A 17446-nucleotide genomic window follows, 5' to 3' on the forward strand; every position below is an offset into this window, starting at 1 on the left:
GGTATAGGGAGCCCCTTTTTATTTTCCTGGTAAGGCACGGTCTGCCTAAAACGATTGGCTCCTGCCCTACTTCACAGAACCTTGCGTAACGCCATTGATAATCCATTTTTGTGCAATCAGATAGACGATAATCATCGGCAGCAAAGCCATCAGGTACGAGGCAAAAGCCAGATTGAAGTCTGTGTTGAACTGTCCTTGGAACACATACTGTACGAGCGGCAGTGTATATTGCTCCGCATCGCTGATAATAATGAGCGGCAGCAAAAAGTCATTATATGTGGACAGACAAGTGAGAATCCCCACCGTAGCACTAATCGGCGCCATCAGCGGGAATATAATGCGCCAAAAAGTGCCCCATGTCGTCGCACCATCTACCGTGGCTGCCTCTTCCAACGCTACCGGAATGGAGCGAATATAACCGACATACACGAAGACATTAAACGCCAAACCATACACCGTATGCAGCATAATGAGACCCAACAGATTAGTCATATGAAGGCCCGAGGCCAGTTTTACAATCGGCAACATGATGATGGGGAACGGAATGAACATGGCACTCACAAAATAAAAATATAACCCCTTGAAGAAACGCCGCTGCATATTACGAGCAATGGCATAAGCAACCATCGAATTGGTTAGCAAAGTGAGTATAACCGTCGATGTCGTGACCATCACACTGTTCCGAAAAGCGCTGAAGAAATTGGTCATTTCCACTGCACGACTAAAATTTTCCCAATGCAGTTCGGTCGGAAAGGCAAAGGAGGAATGTGCCATCTGCTCGGGATTTTTAAGGGCTATCGTCACCGTCATATAGAGGGGAAACAGAATGAATATTGTCCCCAATGCTACCAGAAGCAGCACAGGCCAGTTCGTACGTCTACTAGTTTTCATCAGTTATCCATCTCCCTTCTCTGGAGGAATCGAAGCTGTAAGATGGAAATGATCGCAATCACAATAAAGTAAATAACAGAGTTAGCCGACTGATAAGCGAATTCTCCACCTCTAAAGCCCCCGGTGTATATCAGGTGGGATATCGACTGCGTGGCCCGTCCCGGCCCACCATTCGTCAAAGCCACGATCTGATCGAACACCATCAGGGAATTTTTCATCGCCAATACCATATTGATCGTAAAAAACGGTGCAATTAATGGAAAGGTAATGCTCCAGAATTCGCGCCATTTACCCGCACCGTCCAAATTGGACGCCTCATACAGACTTGTCGGAATGGTTTGCAGCCCAGCCAGATAGAGAATCGTATTAAAGGCAATCCCCTGCCATACGGCTACGATGACCACTCCTACCCAAGCCAACTGCTCACTGCCTAAGATGTTTGTCGATAATGAACTGATGCCTAAGTTCTGTCCCCAGATCGTAAATACATTCGAGAACAGGTAATTGAATATGTAACCTACGATCAACACGCTCAAAATATTAGGTAAGAAATAAATCCCGCGAAAGAAATTACGGAAACGTATTTTAGCGTTCAGCCCCATGGCAATCAGCAAGCTGAGAATATTAATCGCAATGGTAACCACAATCGCAAATTTGAAAGTAAACCAGTAAGCATTGCCCACATTGTCGTCTTGAAACAAATTAATATAGTTCTTAAACCCGACAAAGTGGTACTGATGACCAAAGCCGTTCCAGTTCGTGAGTGAATAATAAAATCCCTGCAAAGCAGGCAGGGTCAAAAATACAAAAAACAATAGCACCGCCGGCACCGTCATCCAGTAAAAAGTCGTTAGTCGCTTATTCATGTCTCCTCCTCCTCTCTTATCGGCGGTTAGCTACCTTATTCCACTCCCGGTCGAGCTTGGCTAGATAGGCATCGATGTCTCCGTTTTGCAGGAAAGCCTGCACAATAGAATTCAATTGGACCGCTTTGGGAATATAATGATCGGCAAAATCAATGACACGGCCTGATTTAAAATACGGCAGCAGCTCTGCCACACTCGGATCATCCTGCGTGACTCCCTTCACCGCTGAAAACAACGTTTGTTCCGTAATGTATTGCTTGCTGTTCTCCGGTTTTAATAAGAAGGCAAGGAACTCCTCCGCCTCCTTTTTATGCGGCGTGCCTTCCGAAACGGCCAATAGCGTGTCTATACCAGACACCAGCTTGACCGCCTTTGCGTCATTCCCTGTGGGTAACGGGAAAAATCCGAGTTCCACTTTCGGGTTAGCTTTGCGAATTTCAGATATAGCCCACGAGCCCTGAATGTACATCAGTCCCTGCCCGTTAGCGAAAGCACGATTACCGTCAGCATAGTTTTTGCCAAAATTATCACTATGTCCGTATTTCAGTAGCTCCAGCTGCTTTTCCGCAATCTCGCGGTACTTGCCCTGAAAGGTGACCTGATTCTCACGCCGTTGCAGGAAAAAATCAATGCCCACCAGATTCGGACCCAACGCATTAAAGGGGAGGTTCGTTTGCCAATCATCTTTATATGTAAAATAGAAAGGAATTTTGCCAGCAGCCTTGATCTTTTGCGCTGTTGCAATCAGCTCATCCCATGTTTTGGGCACCTGTAATCCCATTTCTTTAAAAAGCGTTTTGTTATACATCACACCATTCGCATTCGCAGCATAAGGAATTCCATACACGGGATCGACCCCGGTCACATCCTTAAGCATCTTGAGGTAAATCGGATCAATCGTACGTGGCAATTCTGTATTCGCCAGATCCGTAAAAATACCGCTTTGTGCCAAAATGGAGTAGGTATCGGTGGCCCCAAGCCCCACAATGTCAGGTACATCGTTTTTGACAACCCGTGTCAATAACACGGTCTCTGCCTCTGGCGGATTGACCTGTGTCACTTCAATACCGGGATGTTCCTGATTGAATTGAGAGATTAGCTTATCGAATGAACCCTTGGCCTCCGGCTTGTTTTGAAAGAATTCAATTTTCACCTTACCTGAATCATCGCCCTTGTTGCATGCGCTCACAAAAACAGCCAACAAAAGGATCGCCGCCAGTGTAGACAGCTTTTTGGCCCAACTCCACATGCTCATACCTCCTTTTCCCCTATGTCAATCTATGCAGGACTAAACAATTAATACCCGTCCCTTATGGAAAAGAAACGATACACCGTGTTTGGCGGTTATATAGTAAAAGGGTACTCATCTTCGCTCTTGTTTTTCTGTTTTGTTCAGGTATTGGGTTATTGAATGGGAGTACAACATATACTGCCTTGGGATTCCATGTAAGCGGAACCAGCTTGAAGGATGCTAATGAAAATACCTTGAGTCTCAGGAGGAATTAGTATGTTAAAAAAGATCCAACCGGCCTTCAAACGGTCGATTGGATCTTTTCTTACTTTTATTATGTTCAGGTTAGGGAATAACATGACATATCTTAGCGAATTAGAAGAGCAGCGTCCCAATCCGGATTTTCATTTCCTATCAATGAAGCCAACACCAAGGCAACTCCAGCACTTCCATTCAGAAAGCCAGCCTCATCTACTTCTGCTAGCCTCCCATCCAATAGGCTATGATCATAAAAGCCAAACGCCGAATTAGTATCGAACATATCCAGCACTTCTTCTAGTAGCCTGTCTCGCATCATACCTAACTGCTCATGGCCCGTATCTGAATACATACGCTGGATCAGATGCAACAATCCCCCAATACCATGACACAATGTCGCAGAAGATAGTCCTCCTTTACGATAGAGCCTTTTTTCTATATCCAAGTATGCACGTAGTCCCGTTTCGATCCAATCTTTATTTTGAAGAGCTTGTCCCGCCAGCCAGATCGAACGTGCAATGCCTGGTACGCCATAACACCAGGAATCACGATAATACTGCGTGCTTTCAGGCTGCAGACGGTTATCCACCCATTCCTCAAGGGAAACACGCCCAGGCCAAATCACGCCCTCAGTATCCTGAACACGCCAATGATGTATAAATTGTGACAGTCTGTTGATATCGCCCACTAAAGGGAGGGAGTCGGCTCCATTAAGAGCAGACAGGCTCAGAAAAGCTAATGGACCCGCGATACCATGCGAAAGCCCTAAATTAAAATTTCCCTGCGGATATTGTTTCTTTTCATTCTCTTGAAATTGATTCTCCGTGGTAATATACCATCCAGGTACAGGATGTCCATTCCAAGTACGGTCGCTGCACATTATCTGAAACAATTCAATCGTCTGGTTCCATATGGTATGCATAGTCGGGCGGTCAGAAAATAACATGGCGATGCGTCCGATCCCTGTAAAGCCTGATATGGCGTCATACTGGCTCATTTGTAATTGTCCTCTTCCCCATTCCTCCCGACATAGGGCCAAGCTATGTAAAGCAGCCTCTTCGAACCAGGAGGCAAGAGAATCAAGCATTCCTTGATAACGTGTGCCCTTCCTGGATAAAGAGTAAATAGCCAGCAAAATACCTGATAATCCACTATACAGGGATAAGTCATGGACACCCTTTTGCTCCACGATCATACGAATTCGCTCTAAATATTGGTGTCCTACAATATCCCAACCATCCTCAGGGTATAGTCGATCCAACTGACCCATTAACAAACAGATGCCCGTGAACCCACTTCCCAAACTTTCATCTGACCAACGGTCCATCTTCATCCCATCAGACTCTATCGGGGGCGTTTTTTTCATATACATACGCACTTGATCGGGGTCTTTGTAACGATTGGAAATCTCTTGTAAGATTACAGTTACTTTATCCTTCATATCCAAATTAATGGGTATCCATTTATCACAAATATATGAAGTCGTCGTCATCCTAGCACCCTCCCTCCGCTTTCAATTAAGGAAGCTTCTTCATCGAATGAGCTGGCCTGAATGTTGTACATCTCTGCGTATAGCCCATTGAGTAACATCAGCTCCTTATGTGTTCCCTGCTCCACAATTAAACCATTGTCCATTACCACAATTTTATGTGCCAGACGTGCTGATGAAATCCGATGAGTAATAAAAATACCAATGCTATCCTTCATCAACTCCAAAAATAATACCAACAAATCCTGTTCTGCCACAGGATCCAAGAAGGAACTTGGCTCATCCAAAATATACACATCCGCTTTACGCAGGAAAGCCCGTGCGATTGCTATTCGCTGCCATTGGCCTCCTGAGAGTTGGTAGCCATCCTCAAACCATTTACCAAGCTGTGTGTCCAAACCTTGTGGAAGTTTGGCTATAATCTGGTCTATAGCTACGCACTGGGCTGCATGGATGAGCTCCTCATCCTGCTCCATACGCCCTAATGATCCAAACCCAATGTTATGACGTGCTGACATTTCATAATGCATGAAATCTTGAAACACGACTCCAATTTTGTCTTGAACCTGCTGCAGATCATAATCCTGAACGGGACGGTCGTTAATTTTAATGACGCCATTATAATCAGAATAAAGCTGCATCAGGATTTTCATAAGCGTCGATTTTCCTGATCCATTTTTCCCTACAATGGCTATCGTCTGTCCTTTAGTCATTGTTAAATGCATGTCCTGAATAGAAGCCTTCGATTGACCCGGGTATGTAAAGGAAACCCCTTCAATTGAAATTTGTTCAATACAAAATCCGGTGCTGCTCTTTGGGTGATCCAGAAGTGCCTGTTCCTTTTGACGCCGAATGGGGTCCGATGTAGGCAACTGTAAAAATACAAATAACTGCTCCATATACAAATTATTTTGTGAAAATTGAACAATACCTTGGATTAGTGCCTGCATTTGACTTTGGGTCAGCATAATCGCTTGAATGTAGCCATATAAGTTCCCTATTAATATTTTTTTCACAAAGGTTTCCTGGATTGCGATCCACACTATCCATAACAGAACAGAAAGTTCAAGCAAACTGTACAGGAAAGTAATTCTAACTCTTTTGCCCAATATACGCCTGTCTTCTACAAAAAATCTTTGCAGTAAATTCTCATATCTTTTTAGTAAATAAGGACCCAAATTAAAAATCTTCACTTCTTTGACCGCACGATCATTTGTAAGCAAATAGGTCATATACCATGACTGTCGATATAACGGGGTACGATTCATATAGATTTCAAACTGTTCTTTGTTTAACTTAAAAATTGAGTAAACCGACACCAGTGAAATCACAAATAGAATAACCACAACCCACCATTTCCATAAGAAAAGTAAAACTGCCGAAGACAGCATGGTAACTAGACTAGATAAAATACCAGCCATTTGTGTATATAATTGGTAAGGTCGATAGGAAGCTTCTTGGGAAGCCCGCTTTAGCTGGTCGTTGATTTGAGAATTTTCATAATCCGCCAGTCCCAAGTAGCCTGATTTTTCTCCAATCATGATATTTAATGACTTGGACAGCACAGATTCAAGGACGCCCTCTACATAACTCTGACTCATCGTAACTAGACTTTTTAAAACGTGAATAAATATAAAGAGACCAAATTGTAGCATAATTATAGAGATATCATGAGGACTAGAAGAAACAATACTATTAAGTAAATTTTGCATGATAACCAAAGTAAGTACGGGCATCACACCTTGAATGATATGCAAAAAAATGCTAGAAAGCATATAGACCTTATTCATGTTAAATACTAAGGCAAAAAGCTTAAGCCCTTGACGTACAGACTTCCATATGGAAGAAGTCCGCCGATCTGTACTTTTTTGTACGCTACTCATTAGCGGTTCCCCCGATATTGAACCAGGCTGTTCATAGCATGTCTGGCCATGATCATTATTTTGCGCTCCCGATCCCTGTCAATTCCAATTAATCGGTTCAAATGCATATGGATCACACTGTATATAATATCCTCTCTTGTATTGGTAGCTCCCCCCTCCCGTTCCTGCTCATGGAGTATATAATTATATTGCTCTACTGCTTCTTTTCTTGCATAAAAAATATTTTCTATGGATTCGCGACTGGATGCAGTCGAAGCTGTCATTTCCTGATCCGATCCCATCCATTTTAAAAAGAACTTCCGTTCCCTGCGAAAGTCTTTCAAATAGTCTTTGAAGTCAAATTGACGATTTAAGAATTGAAACGCACTTTCCTCATAGTAACCAAACTGGTAGAGAAGATTGATCACACTTAAAATAGCTATAACGTCCTTCTGTAAAGAAGCCTGGTTGAATCTAATGAGACGTATCAATTTGGCTGTCACTTCACTGTCACAAGAAAACATTCGTTCTGCCCACATCATGAGCTTCTTTCCACCGTAACGCTCTACTTCTGGCTCATAGGTATCGATCACAACTCTGGATATCATGCCTTCATTTAAAAGCATCTCTGTCCATTGATGAAACACGGGAAGAAACAAGTTTCCCTCCTGAAACTCCGGTAGCTTAAACCGGACACGAATATGTTTATCTGGATCAGCGTATCGGATAAAGTACCCCTGAAGGATGTTACCGTCCTCTTGATGCTTCCGCACAAATTCATCCCAATAACCACCAATAAACTCATCTTGGCGACTGTTCATACCATATAATTTGGCATAGAACCAAGGACCACCAGGAAGATAAGTACAGGTTGCCTCTGAGGAAAGACGACTTGTATCCTCATGCCTTCTATCTAGTGTGGCAGCAACTTCCTCCTCAAAATGGTTCGTTGCTACAGCCTGTTTACGTATACATGGAAATACAAATTCAGCCGCCAAGCGTCCACTGTGACGAGAGACTGGCGTTTCACCGACTTCACCTATGTGTTCGATTAAAGTAACTTTTCCTTTGGATTGAAGATCTCTACAAACCTGTTCAACATGCAATGGATGATTCATATCCAACAGGATTCGATTATCTAATTCAATCATATATACATAACGTGGCAGATTCCATTCTTTTTGGAATTTATACACTGAATTTTCCGAATCAATCATATTCTTGGATGGGCTAGTTGCCGCATCCCATGTCATTCTCCATGTAGCCGGATTGAGAATGACATGCTTATATCTTAGACGTGGGGTAAAAGGAGCATGGGTGGCGAATCCCCACTCCATAGATGACCAATGGCGATAACCATCCTCACTGACCTCCAAAAGAAAACGATGTATGTTAGGAGTCAATTCAGCATTGAGCATATGTCCAGCCCTAGCAATGACCTCACGATTGCGACTTATCGACTTCAAATAAAAATGATCATTACGTACCCCAACAGCAAGGTCCGAAACATGTATCTGTTGTTCCTTTGGCAGGGTATGATTGGTTCCTATTGCGATTTCATAGGGGCGAGTATGCTTCGTTAATACTACATTTGCCGATCTTCCCGAACTGGGTAAATACGATATTTCGGCTAACAGCTTTTCAGGCTGTAACCGTTGCTCTTCCGATTGAATGCTGGAGAACATATCAGTAAAAGGCTCGTCAAACAAATCCAGAAATCTCCCGAACGTCTTTCCCGCCCCGTCTGACCCCTGATTAGGTGCCAGAAGTAAAATATACTCGCCGCGATCTACAGCCTGCTGATCAGGGGCGACCAATTGAAAAAACAATTCCATAGAAGGTGCTGCCAACCATTTGCCTGATTTCTGCCCTTTTAACATTTCGTCTATCATGGCATCTGTAAGTACCACTTCATGTTTTCCTTCATGGATGCAAGATACGAACCATTGAAATAAAAGCTTCTCCTGATGTGATCTCGACTGGGACGGTGACATGTTTTGAAGCCGTGTTCGGTTACTCAATGGATGTTTGTAGCCTGCCGGAGCACCCATCCCTGTATCCTCATCAAGAAGCTCCAGCAAAGGAACCTCCCGATATGGACCATACTTTTCCAAAAACTCCATACAAAATTCATCCAAAGGTCTATTCTCTCGCGACGAAAGCTTAGTTAGTAATTCGGCAACACATTCAACATCCTTACGGATACATTGGGGAAGAACAACTCCTCGATCCTCCAGGGAAAGGTCGATTTGCAAGCTTGATTTTGCACTGAACATTTTGCCCATCTTTCGTCTTAAATGCTCCAACGAATCTTCCCCTTGGCCTATAGGGAGACGATTATATTTATTAATAGTATCCGCGATGTTATTAAAATTCTCTTTTAACTCATCAATACCCGTTACTAACTTCAAGACGGATCGTATATGATCCAGAGGTTCGGTAGTAGTGGTAGGAGGAATAAGCTCAGATATCAAAAACTCTTGCTCAAATAGCTGCCATACATAACGGTCAATTGTCTCGATATCAGCTCTTTCAAATGTCTTATGTAGATGGTTGACCAGTTCCTGATAAGGTATGAGGGTCGAACTTGCTTCCATCACACAATCAAATACCTGAGTCGCACGAACGGACACACTCTGATCTTCTCCACCGACTATACTGCCGCATCTTGTCGTGTAGGGGATTTTAGCCCGGTTACCCTGACGATAAATTAATGTATTACGCTGAACCCGCAGCTGGCGGACAACCTCCTTACTGCTTGTGACCATTTCAACGGCTTTCATTAGCCATTCCATGTCCGGTCTTGCACGCTTTCGATACATATCTGGCTCTTGTAAAATGAGCTGAGACTGCTCTCCGAATTTCCCGTATGTGACTCCAGATAACAATCCGAACGGCGTAGGTCGTGTAGCCATTCTAGTGATATAACGCATAAAGGATTTGATAACTTGTTCCTGTTTGCGCGGATTGTCCTGATCGCTGATATGTACTAAAGATTCAAGCAGAGTAGGGCTGGAGGCAGCTAACGCTTCACGAATAAATGGATTACGAGATAATTCCGTAAGACGATTTATTGCAACTCGTCTGATTCCTTCAGTCTCTCCGACATTGGTTAGAAAGCATTTTCCGAACTCTTCCATAGGTAGCACAGGAGTACGAAGCATAAAAAAATCCAGGGTTTTATAAAGATGCTCTTCCATTCCCATTAAACCTCCGTTCTAAGCCAAACGTTTAAATTGTTTTCTTTTGCCAACGAACAAAGCTAATAGTCGAACAAATCAATATAATCACGATTAGACACATCCAGAATCTGGTGGAACCATCCACTCTTAAAGCAAGCATAATTTGCTGGAAAGGATCTATTAACATCACAAGTGGCTTGTAAAATGGGTAGATAAACATAGATATAAATAAAATAGAAATAAACGAGAATAAAGGTCTGGATATGAACAAACACACTGCACTACTTAGCATGAGCTTTGCCAGGCAAACCAACGTTAATACCAAATAAAACACAAGTGTATATGACATAGCATCTAATGAGGTGGAAGCCTCTGCTGAGCCGTATTTAAAAAAGGTTAAGCTACGGGGAAAAATAGTCCAACCAGCCAGTATGCCTATGAGCAAGGCTGTACCCGTAAAAACGATCGTCGTGACCGATAATGCGAACAGTTTTCCAAGCCAAAATTGAAAGCGACGGTATGGACGCAGTACATATAAACGATACGCCCCGGAGTGAATATCCCCGCTTAACTGATCCACATACAAAATAGGCAACAATGCCAGGATCAGAAATAGGGAAATTTCACTCATCATAAGCCACGGCAAGTTCAGATTATTAACAGTGGCAATCCCTTCGCCAAAGCGGAATTTCATTGTTCCATTAATTTTAAGACTGACAATATTCGCAATAACCATCAATAGAAAAATTGTATATAATAAAAGAGTAGATCTTCGATTCCATATTCGTTCCATTTCACTTCGCCAAATTCCTAGCATAAGAAAAATCCTCCTAATACAAATAATCATCCTTGGTAAAACGACGATATGCTCCCCATGTAAAAAGGATTAGATATAAAATAACAACGGTGGCAATCGCCCCATTTGCAGACAGGTTTCCGGATAAGGATGTCTTCAATCCTCTATACTGCATATAAGGAATAAATAAAAAGACTATAAGATCATGTATGTAGGGAATATGAGAAAATAGAGATGCTAATTTAAGGTATAAGCCATCGAACAGCAAAGAGAACAGATTATAGGTCGTACAAATACCAATTGCATGGGTTACACTCTTGCTACACATGGCAATATAGGAATACAGACAGCCAATAGCCATAAGTGAGACAAAAGCCTTTGCATAATATTGAAATACATACATTATAAGCTCTCCATATTGCCTTGTTTCGCCTTCAGAATAGGGAAATCGCCATACTCCGACACCCCAAAGAGACAGACCCAATATAAGTAAGAGTAATAGAACAGAAACCTGTAAAACCAATAGCTTGCTCCAGAAAATCTGTCCCCGAGTAAAACGCCGCATGAAGATTAGACGCAACTGTCCACCCCGAAATTGCTCCGTATATAGAGTCGCTACTAATGCAGCTACAGCAATATTGCATATTAAAAACAAATTTTCTTGCAGGCCTATAATGACAAAGACTTTGGACAACACTTCTACCGAAGTCTTGAGATACAAAAAATAGCTGGCTGTGGAATAAGCGAGTACAGGGGTACATAAAATCAGAAGCCAGAACCATTTTCTGCTATACAATCTCTCGAACTCACTGTAAATGAGTGTCTTCATAATCCCATTAGCTCCATAAAAGCATCCTCTAGCCGTTGACCTTCCTCAACCAATTGATCTGCGGGTCCCTTCCAAACTAGCGTTCCTTCTTTAATCACAATTAATTCGTCACACATTTGCTGCAACTCATCCAGCAGATGGCTGGAGATAAAAAATGCATAATTTTCTGAATTTCGCAAACGAAGGATAATATCTCTCAACTCCCTCATTCCCATAGGATCGAGACCATTGGAAGGCTCATCGAGCAGCAGTAGCTCCGGGTTACCCAGCATAGATTGGGCAATGCCCAAGCGTTGCTTCATGCCCAAAGAATAAGTTTTCACCCTGTCGTCTCCACGCAAATCCAGGCCTACTCTTTCTAACAATTCCTCTATATGCTTTTCCCGATCGGAAGATTTAATATTCGGATGCAACCGAGACAAATTACGCAGCACCTGTTTACCCGTCATATAATCAAAAAAGACCGGGGACTCAATGATAGCGCCTACTTTGGAGAGCGCCTTTTCCCGATCCGCCTGTACGTCATATGAAGCTATCCTTACAGAGCCACTGGTTGAATGCATTAACCCCGTCATGATCCGCATCATTGTTGTTTTCCCGGCTCCATTCGGTCCAATGAAACCATATATTTTCCCCTTTTCAAGCTCGAAGGAAATGTCACTTAATAAAGCCCGTTTCCCCATTTTTTTGGATACTTTTTCAACTTTCAATAAGACATCCGACATTACACTTTCCCTCCATTACTAAATCCAAATATAAGGATGCCTCTGATATTCACAACCAGGAAACCAAAGGTTTTCTCAAAGAAGAAGAAGGGACTTCAAGGTCCCTCCTCCTTTGCTAAATTAAATAGTTATCCAATATAAAGGTTTTGCAAGTTGCAAAACAACTAAAATTTATTAACAAAGTGTTCCTAAATTACTGAAGCAAGGTGAACATGTCTCAACACAAGTTTGGGATGTATTACCGCCACCACAGCCGCTAGAGCAATTCCAAATACTTCTAATTTTAGGCTCTACAGAACCTTGAGATTTGTTTACTTGAACGTCCAGATCAAATAAGTTTTCAGCCATTGCATTCCCCCCCTTTCATTTAGATATACCATCAGCCTTCAGCGAGGTTCATGTTTACCCCGCCAAAGCCTTCCTTCTCGCAATAGAAGAGAAGGATTTTATATGAACAACACCCCGACCAGATCGTCACCTACTCGAAATATTGCCATATATCACGTAGACAACCGTATGTATGATCTTTGTTGATAACAAACACTTCATCTAATAATAATTTATATCTTCCTTACAAATAAAAGAATATCATATGTTGCAAAATGTAAATCTATTACTTTATATGTAAACATACATAATAAAAAATCATTAATACCAATTTATTTTAATATATGGTTATTCTATTCCCACTCTCTCATTCTCTTTACCATACAAAAAAGGGGACTGACCCCATAACGTGAGACACATCAAAATACCTTCAAGAGAATCAAGCCATGTCGTAAGATATGGAGATAACCTTGGAGGTGTTTTTACGTTGGCAACGAGAGTGAGTTATCCCTTAGAAATAAAGATGAAAGCGATTGAAATGAGATTGGCAAGAGTTCTGGTAAGAGAGGTTATGGAGCAACTGGGAATACGGAATAAGACACAGCTAGAAACATGGATGAGGTGGTATCGAAAAGGCGAAGTGCATCGTCTGGAGCAGCCTGTAGGTAAACAATACAGCTACAGAAAAGGTCCGGAACACTCTTCGGAGCTTGAAAAAGTAAAAGCGGAGAATCGATTCCTGAAGCAGCAATTGGACCTGCTAAAAAAGTACAAGGAACTGGAAAAGAGGTGGAACCAGAAGTCGCCGTGGCCTGGATCGAATCCATTCGAGACGAAGTGACGGTGTCTGAGGCTTGTACATGGCTCGGGATCGCAAGAGCGACCTACTACCGCTGGAAAGCAACTATGGAGACAAAGCGCACAGATGCTACGGTGGAGAAAATCCGAGAGCTTTGCATCCATCATAAGTTTCGGTATGGTTACCAGAAAATCACCGCACTCCTTCGGGCAGAGCAAAGAATGAATCACAAACGAGTTCAGCGGATGATGCAGCGTGAGGGGCTACAGTGCCGCGTGAGAATGAAGAAACGAAAGGTCACTGGGCAGCCTGCAGGCTGCTTATCCAGCAGAAAATCTGCTGAAGCGGCAATTCCTTGCAGAGGCGCCCCTGCAAAAGCTCGTTACGGACATCACCTATTTACCGTTTGGCGGAAAGATGTTGTACTTCTCTAGCATTCATGCCCGCTTGTAGGATGCATCAACCCTGTCATCATGCGCATCAACGTCGTTTTCCCTACTCCATTCGGACCAATAAAACCATATATCTTTCCTTTGTCAAGCTGAAAGGAAGAATCGTGAATTACTTGACGCTTCCCAATCACTTTAGTGATTTGCTGAACCTCCATAACAACATTAGACATTCTTTCTCTCCTTCCAAATCTATCATAATTGAGGGGAAGGATGGGACTAAAAAGACCCCTTCCTTCCATTTTTCACCCTAATTCGATTAGGATTCGAGTTCAAATTCCATGGTTACACTGTTCAACACAATGCTCCAATATTAGAAAAACATTTTACACCTGCTGTTTCAGCACAAGTGTTGGCTGTTCCGCCGCACATTCCGGTGCATTGCCACGCCAAACTTGTTACTTGAGGTTCTACTGAACCTTTAGACTTGTTAATTTGTACATCCAAATCAAAAATATTATTTTCCATTTTTTCCAAACTCCTCTCGATATTCATCTTTAATAATAAATACAATAATTTTGTGTAATCTAGGAGGCTAATTTATATGAAAGATATCTCAACAGATCGTCACCTATTGAAACATCCTCATATGACATCTTCTTTATATGGTTAGACACTTTATTCAGGCATTATGCCGAAAAAAATCCTGCAAATGACTAATCAAAACTCCTTGTATCGAGTAAAAAGAAATATATATACTAATACATAATTATATGTATAGTTAAATTATGTATTATTTAAAACATATTTAGTAACTGATTTTTTATGAATTCAAGATTGGAAGATATACTTCAATATTCAAGATGCATAAAAGGCCTTGATCCAACTTTGATGCGTGTCCTAAAAGTACACGAAAACGACTTTGGGAGTAAGATATAGCGAAGTCCGCTTTACAACCTGGCAACAAGCAAGTTTAGTAAGGGATTATAAATACCTATTGTAGATGGATCCTTTCTTGATGGACGAAATCATTTCATACCGAGTACTCGCTCGGTCGCGGTCTTGAAGCTCAAATGAGCCTTAAATTTCATTCACTTGAATATCCAGATCAAATAAGTTTTAGAACCACACCCTGACCAGATCGTTACTCAAGGAATATCCATATATGACAATGCGGAAAATCTTATGTATGATCTTAGTTGACCATTATAAAAATTTATCTAACAGTGATTATTTCCTTCTTACAAATAAAACAATATCACATGCTTCAAAATGTAAATCTATTACTTTATATGTAAACATACATAATAAAAAAATAATTAACACCAATTTATTTTAATATATGGTTATTCCGTTCCCACGCTCTCATTAGTCTTTACCATATAAAAATAGCCCCTCAGCAGACGCGCTACCTCAGGGCTATCCCTTTATAAAATATACGTTGCCTATCTTCAGCAACCAGCCTATCACTTACTCCAGTTCAACCCACTCGCCGAGCAACGTGTCCAGCTCAGCTTGCAGTCGCTCACGCGCGTCCCACAGCTCCGCCATGTGCATCGTGTCGCTGCTTGTGCCGAGCAGCTCCAGCTCGGCATCTGTCGCCGCCAATTCTGCTTCTTTGGCGGCAATCGCTCGCTCCAAGCGCTCGCTGGACACAGCGGGCGAGCGGGTTAGCTTCGCGGCCTTCGCTCCGGGTGCCCCCAAGCGACCAGCGGACCCGGAGCGAGCACGGCTCGCATCGGCTCCGCTGGTCGCTCCTGCCCGCGCAGCCGTCCCCGCGCCATTGCTCGCTGCGCTAGAATGTACAGCTGTGCCCGAGCCTGAGCTGCCACCCGATGCGGCTCTGCTTGCAGATGTCGGGCGTGTCCCGGTATCCCCGTCGCTCTGTAAACGAGCGTTCTCCAGCTCACGCTTCTTCGCTCGGTACTCATCAAAGCTACCTAGATAAAAGGTCAGCTTTCCAGCCTCCAGCTCCCACACGCGCCCTACCAGCTTGTTCACAAAGTAGCGGTCATGTGAAATCGCCAGCACCGTTCCCGTGTAGGTGTCCAGCGCTTCCTCCAGCGCCTCGCGTGAGTCAATGTCCAGGTGGTTCGTCGGCTCATCCAGCACCAACAAATTTGGCTTTTTTATGACCAGCAACGCCAGCCGCAAGCGGGACCATTCGCCACCGGACAGCATGCTCACGGGTTTAAACACATCGGCACCGTAAAATAAATACTTCGCTAGCAATCCGCGTGCCTCGCCTTCTTCCACCCCTGCTTCTTCCTTGAAGTAAGCAAGCACAGTCGCCCGGCTATTCCGTTCTCTCTCTTGCTGCGCCAAATATCCGTACTCTACGCGCGTACCCCACTGGACCGTGCCTGCATCTACGCTTTCCTGACCAAGCAACAGCTTGAGCAGCGTCGTTTTACCTGCGCCGTTATCGCCCAACAAGGCTACCTTTTCACCGAATTCCAGGCTGCCCGTTGCCCCGCTTAATATCTGACGCTCTCCATAAGCTTTAACAATATCTTCAAACTGTAGCACTCGGCGACCGGAACGATCCTCCAGCTTTAAGTGAAATTCTGCCCCCTGTGGGTCCAGTACAGGTCGTTTCACCAGCTCCATACGCTCCAGTGCTTTACGAATGGAGGCTGCTTTTTTGAAAAACTTTTCGTTATCGCCGTTGCGACCCCACTCTTCAAAACGCCGAATGGCCTCTTTCATCTTTTTGATTCGCTTTTGCTGTTCCTTATAATCTTCAAATTGCAGTAGCAATCGTTCTTCCTTTTCCTTAACGTAGCCGCTGTAGTTCGTATAATACGTAAACGCCTCGCCATCCTCAAGCTCAATCATTTTAACGGCGACCCGATCCAGAAAATAACGATCATGGGACACAACCACACACGCGCCTGTGTAGCCCTGCAAAAAATGCTCCAGCCATTCCAGCCCTTTCAAATCCAGATGGTTGGTCGGCTCATCCAGCAGCAGCAAATCCGGTCGTCCGATGAGCTGTGATGCCAGCGCTATTTTTGTTTTCTCTCCACCAGACAGCGAGCCGAAGCTGCGCGTATACATTCCTTTGGGAATACGCAGACCATCCGCTACCTGATCAATATTTGCATCCATTTCATAGCCGCCGTTGCGCTCAAACCGTTCCTGTAGGGAAGCATACGATTGCAGCAGCTTCTCCAGAAGACCCGTATCCGCTACCACAATCGGATCTGACATTTCCCGTTCCAGTGTGCTCATCTGATTGCGGCAATCCTTCAGCTCACGATAGGCGTAAGCCAGCGTTTCGTACACGGTGAAGCTCTCAAACTCCGCCGGAATTTGCGGTAAATAGCCGATTTTCGTATCCTTGGCGATGACGAGCTGCCCTTCATCCGGGCGGGACAAGCGTGCGATTAGGCGTAATAGGGTGGTTTTACCGCTTCCGTTGCGGCCGATGAGTCCCACCTTTTCTCCCGTATGGATATCAAACGATGCACCATCCAAAATCAGATTGGCAGCGTGGTATTTTTTCAATTGTTGACCGTTAACTATATACATGTTCAGGCTCTCCTTTATTTAGGAAGACCCTTACCCGGGTAACACAAAAAGAGCCGCAGGAGCAACCCCGCGACTCTTCGGAAGATACAGCAATCCGTTCGAGTTAAGGTAGGCGTCTTCTCGCGATGTTTACAACCATATGATTAAAATTGGACAGACTTCTCCCGTTGTATGGAAAAGCATGAACAATGCCAGCCATAGCAATCGGCAGCTGGCTAATACGGTTGTTCAGCATCTCGTGATTCACCTACCTCACCTCCTTCTTCAT

16 protein-coding genes are annotated in these 17446 nt (G+C 43.4%); 2 read left to right on the forward strand and 14 right to left on the reverse strand.

Annotated elements, in window-relative coordinates; genetic code table 11:
- Positions 1-66 precede the first annotated feature (66 nt).
- The 10 genes from NSQ57_RS23915 to NSQ57_RS23960 form a co-directional block, all read right to left on the reverse strand.
- Entirely contained in the window at positions 67-891 is an 825-nt protein-coding gene (locus NSQ57_RS23915; protein ID WP_342425398.1) for a carbohydrate ABC transporter permease, read from the reverse strand.
- Positions 891-1757 (reverse strand): sugar ABC transporter permease, encoded by an 867-nt coding sequence (locus tag NSQ57_RS23920; RefSeq protein ID WP_016822711.1) that lies wholly within the window; start codon positions 1755-1757, stop codon positions 891-893. Before NSQ57_RS23920 ends, NSQ57_RS23915 begins: the two co-directional genes overlap by 1 nt.
- Positions 1758-1773: 16 nt before the next feature.
- Complete coding sequence (locus tag NSQ57_RS23925; RefSeq protein WP_029518674.1) at positions 1774-3006, reverse strand: extracellular solute-binding protein; 1233 nt, start codon at positions 3004-3006, stop codon at positions 1774-1776.
- 349 nt (positions 3007-3355) lie between these two features.
- Positions 3356-4738 (reverse strand): lanthionine synthetase C family protein, encoded by a 1383-nt coding sequence (locus NSQ57_RS23930; RefSeq protein WP_342425399.1) that lies wholly within the window; start codon positions 4736-4738, stop codon positions 3356-3358.
- Positions 4735-6618: an ABC transporter ATP-binding protein gene (locus tag NSQ57_RS23935; RefSeq protein ID WP_342425400.1), complete on the reverse strand. Its 1884-nt coding sequence runs from the start codon at positions 6616-6618 to the stop codon at positions 4735-4737. The genes NSQ57_RS23930 and NSQ57_RS23935 overlap by 4 nt, the downstream gene beginning before the upstream one ends.
- Complete coding sequence (locus tag NSQ57_RS23940) at positions 6618-9797, reverse strand: lantibiotic dehydratase (protein WP_342425401.1); 3180 nt, start codon at positions 9795-9797, stop codon at positions 6618-6620. Before NSQ57_RS23940 ends, NSQ57_RS23935 begins: the two co-directional genes overlap by 1 nt.
- Before the next feature lie 31 nt (positions 9798-9828).
- Positions 9829-10596 (reverse strand): ABC transporter permease, encoded by a 768-nt coding sequence (locus NSQ57_RS23945; protein WP_029518678.1) that lies wholly within the window; start codon positions 10594-10596, stop codon positions 9829-9831.
- Between the two features lie 13 nt (positions 10597-10609).
- A complete protein-coding gene (locus tag NSQ57_RS23950) occupies positions 10610-11404 on the reverse strand; it encodes an ABC transporter permease (RefSeq protein ID WP_029518679.1) in 795 nt (264 codons plus the stop codon).
- Positions 11401-12129, reverse strand: coding sequence for an ATP-binding cassette domain-containing protein (locus NSQ57_RS23955; protein ID WP_029518680.1), 729 nt, complete (start codon positions 12127-12129; stop codon positions 11401-11403). The genes NSQ57_RS23950 and NSQ57_RS23955 overlap by 4 nt, the downstream gene beginning before the upstream one ends.
- Before the next feature lie 174 nt (positions 12130-12303).
- Complete coding sequence (locus NSQ57_RS23960) at positions 12304-12477, reverse strand: FDLD family class I lanthipeptide (RefSeq protein ID WP_193373363.1); 174 nt, start codon at positions 12475-12477, stop codon at positions 12304-12306.
- Between the two features lie 466 nt (positions 12478-12943).
- Between NSQ57_RS23960 and NSQ57_RS23965 the strand changes: the two genes are divergently transcribed.
- Both NSQ57_RS23965 and NSQ57_RS23970 read left to right on the forward strand, forming a co-directional pair.
- Complete coding sequence (locus NSQ57_RS23965) at positions 12944-13297, forward strand: hypothetical protein (protein WP_342425402.1); 354 nt, start codon at positions 12944-12946, stop codon at positions 13295-13297.
- A complete protein-coding gene (locus NSQ57_RS23970; protein WP_152526751.1) occupies positions 13246-13689 on the forward strand; it encodes an IS3 family transposase in 444 nt (147 codons plus the stop codon). Before NSQ57_RS23965 ends, NSQ57_RS23970 begins: the two co-directional genes overlap by 52 nt.
- Here the strand turns inward: NSQ57_RS23970 and NSQ57_RS23975 are convergent.
- The 4 genes from NSQ57_RS23975 to NSQ57_RS23990 form a co-directional block, all read right to left on the reverse strand.
- Positions 13686-13877, reverse strand: coding sequence for an ATP-binding cassette domain-containing protein (locus NSQ57_RS23975; RefSeq protein ID WP_029518683.1), 192 nt, complete (start codon positions 13875-13877; stop codon positions 13686-13688). The two genes, NSQ57_RS23970 and NSQ57_RS23975, sit on opposite strands and share 4 nt — an antisense overlap.
- A gap of 121 nt (positions 13878-13998) precedes the next feature.
- Entirely contained in the window at positions 13999-14172 is a 174-nt protein-coding gene (locus tag NSQ57_RS23980) for an FDLD family class I lanthipeptide (RefSeq protein WP_155271705.1), read from the reverse strand.
- A gap of 942 nt (positions 14173-15114) precedes the next feature.
- On the reverse strand, positions 15115-17178 hold the full coding sequence (gene abc-f, locus NSQ57_RS23985; protein ID WP_342425403.1) for an ABC-F type ribosomal protection protein: 2064 nt from the start codon (positions 17176-17178) through the stop codon (positions 15115-15117).
- A gap of 103 nt (positions 17179-17281) precedes the next feature.
- Entirely contained in the window at positions 17282-17425 is a 144-nt protein-coding gene (locus NSQ57_RS23990; protein ID WP_165145821.1) for an RAxF-45 family protein, read from the reverse strand.
- Positions 17426-17446: the final 21 nt, after the last annotated feature.

Origin of the sequence: Paenibacillus sp. FSL L8-0502 (assembly GCF_038593055.1) — a bacterium.
GTDB classification, from domain to species: domain Bacteria; phylum Bacillota; class Bacilli; order Paenibacillales; family Paenibacillaceae; genus Paenibacillus; species Paenibacillus polymyxa_D.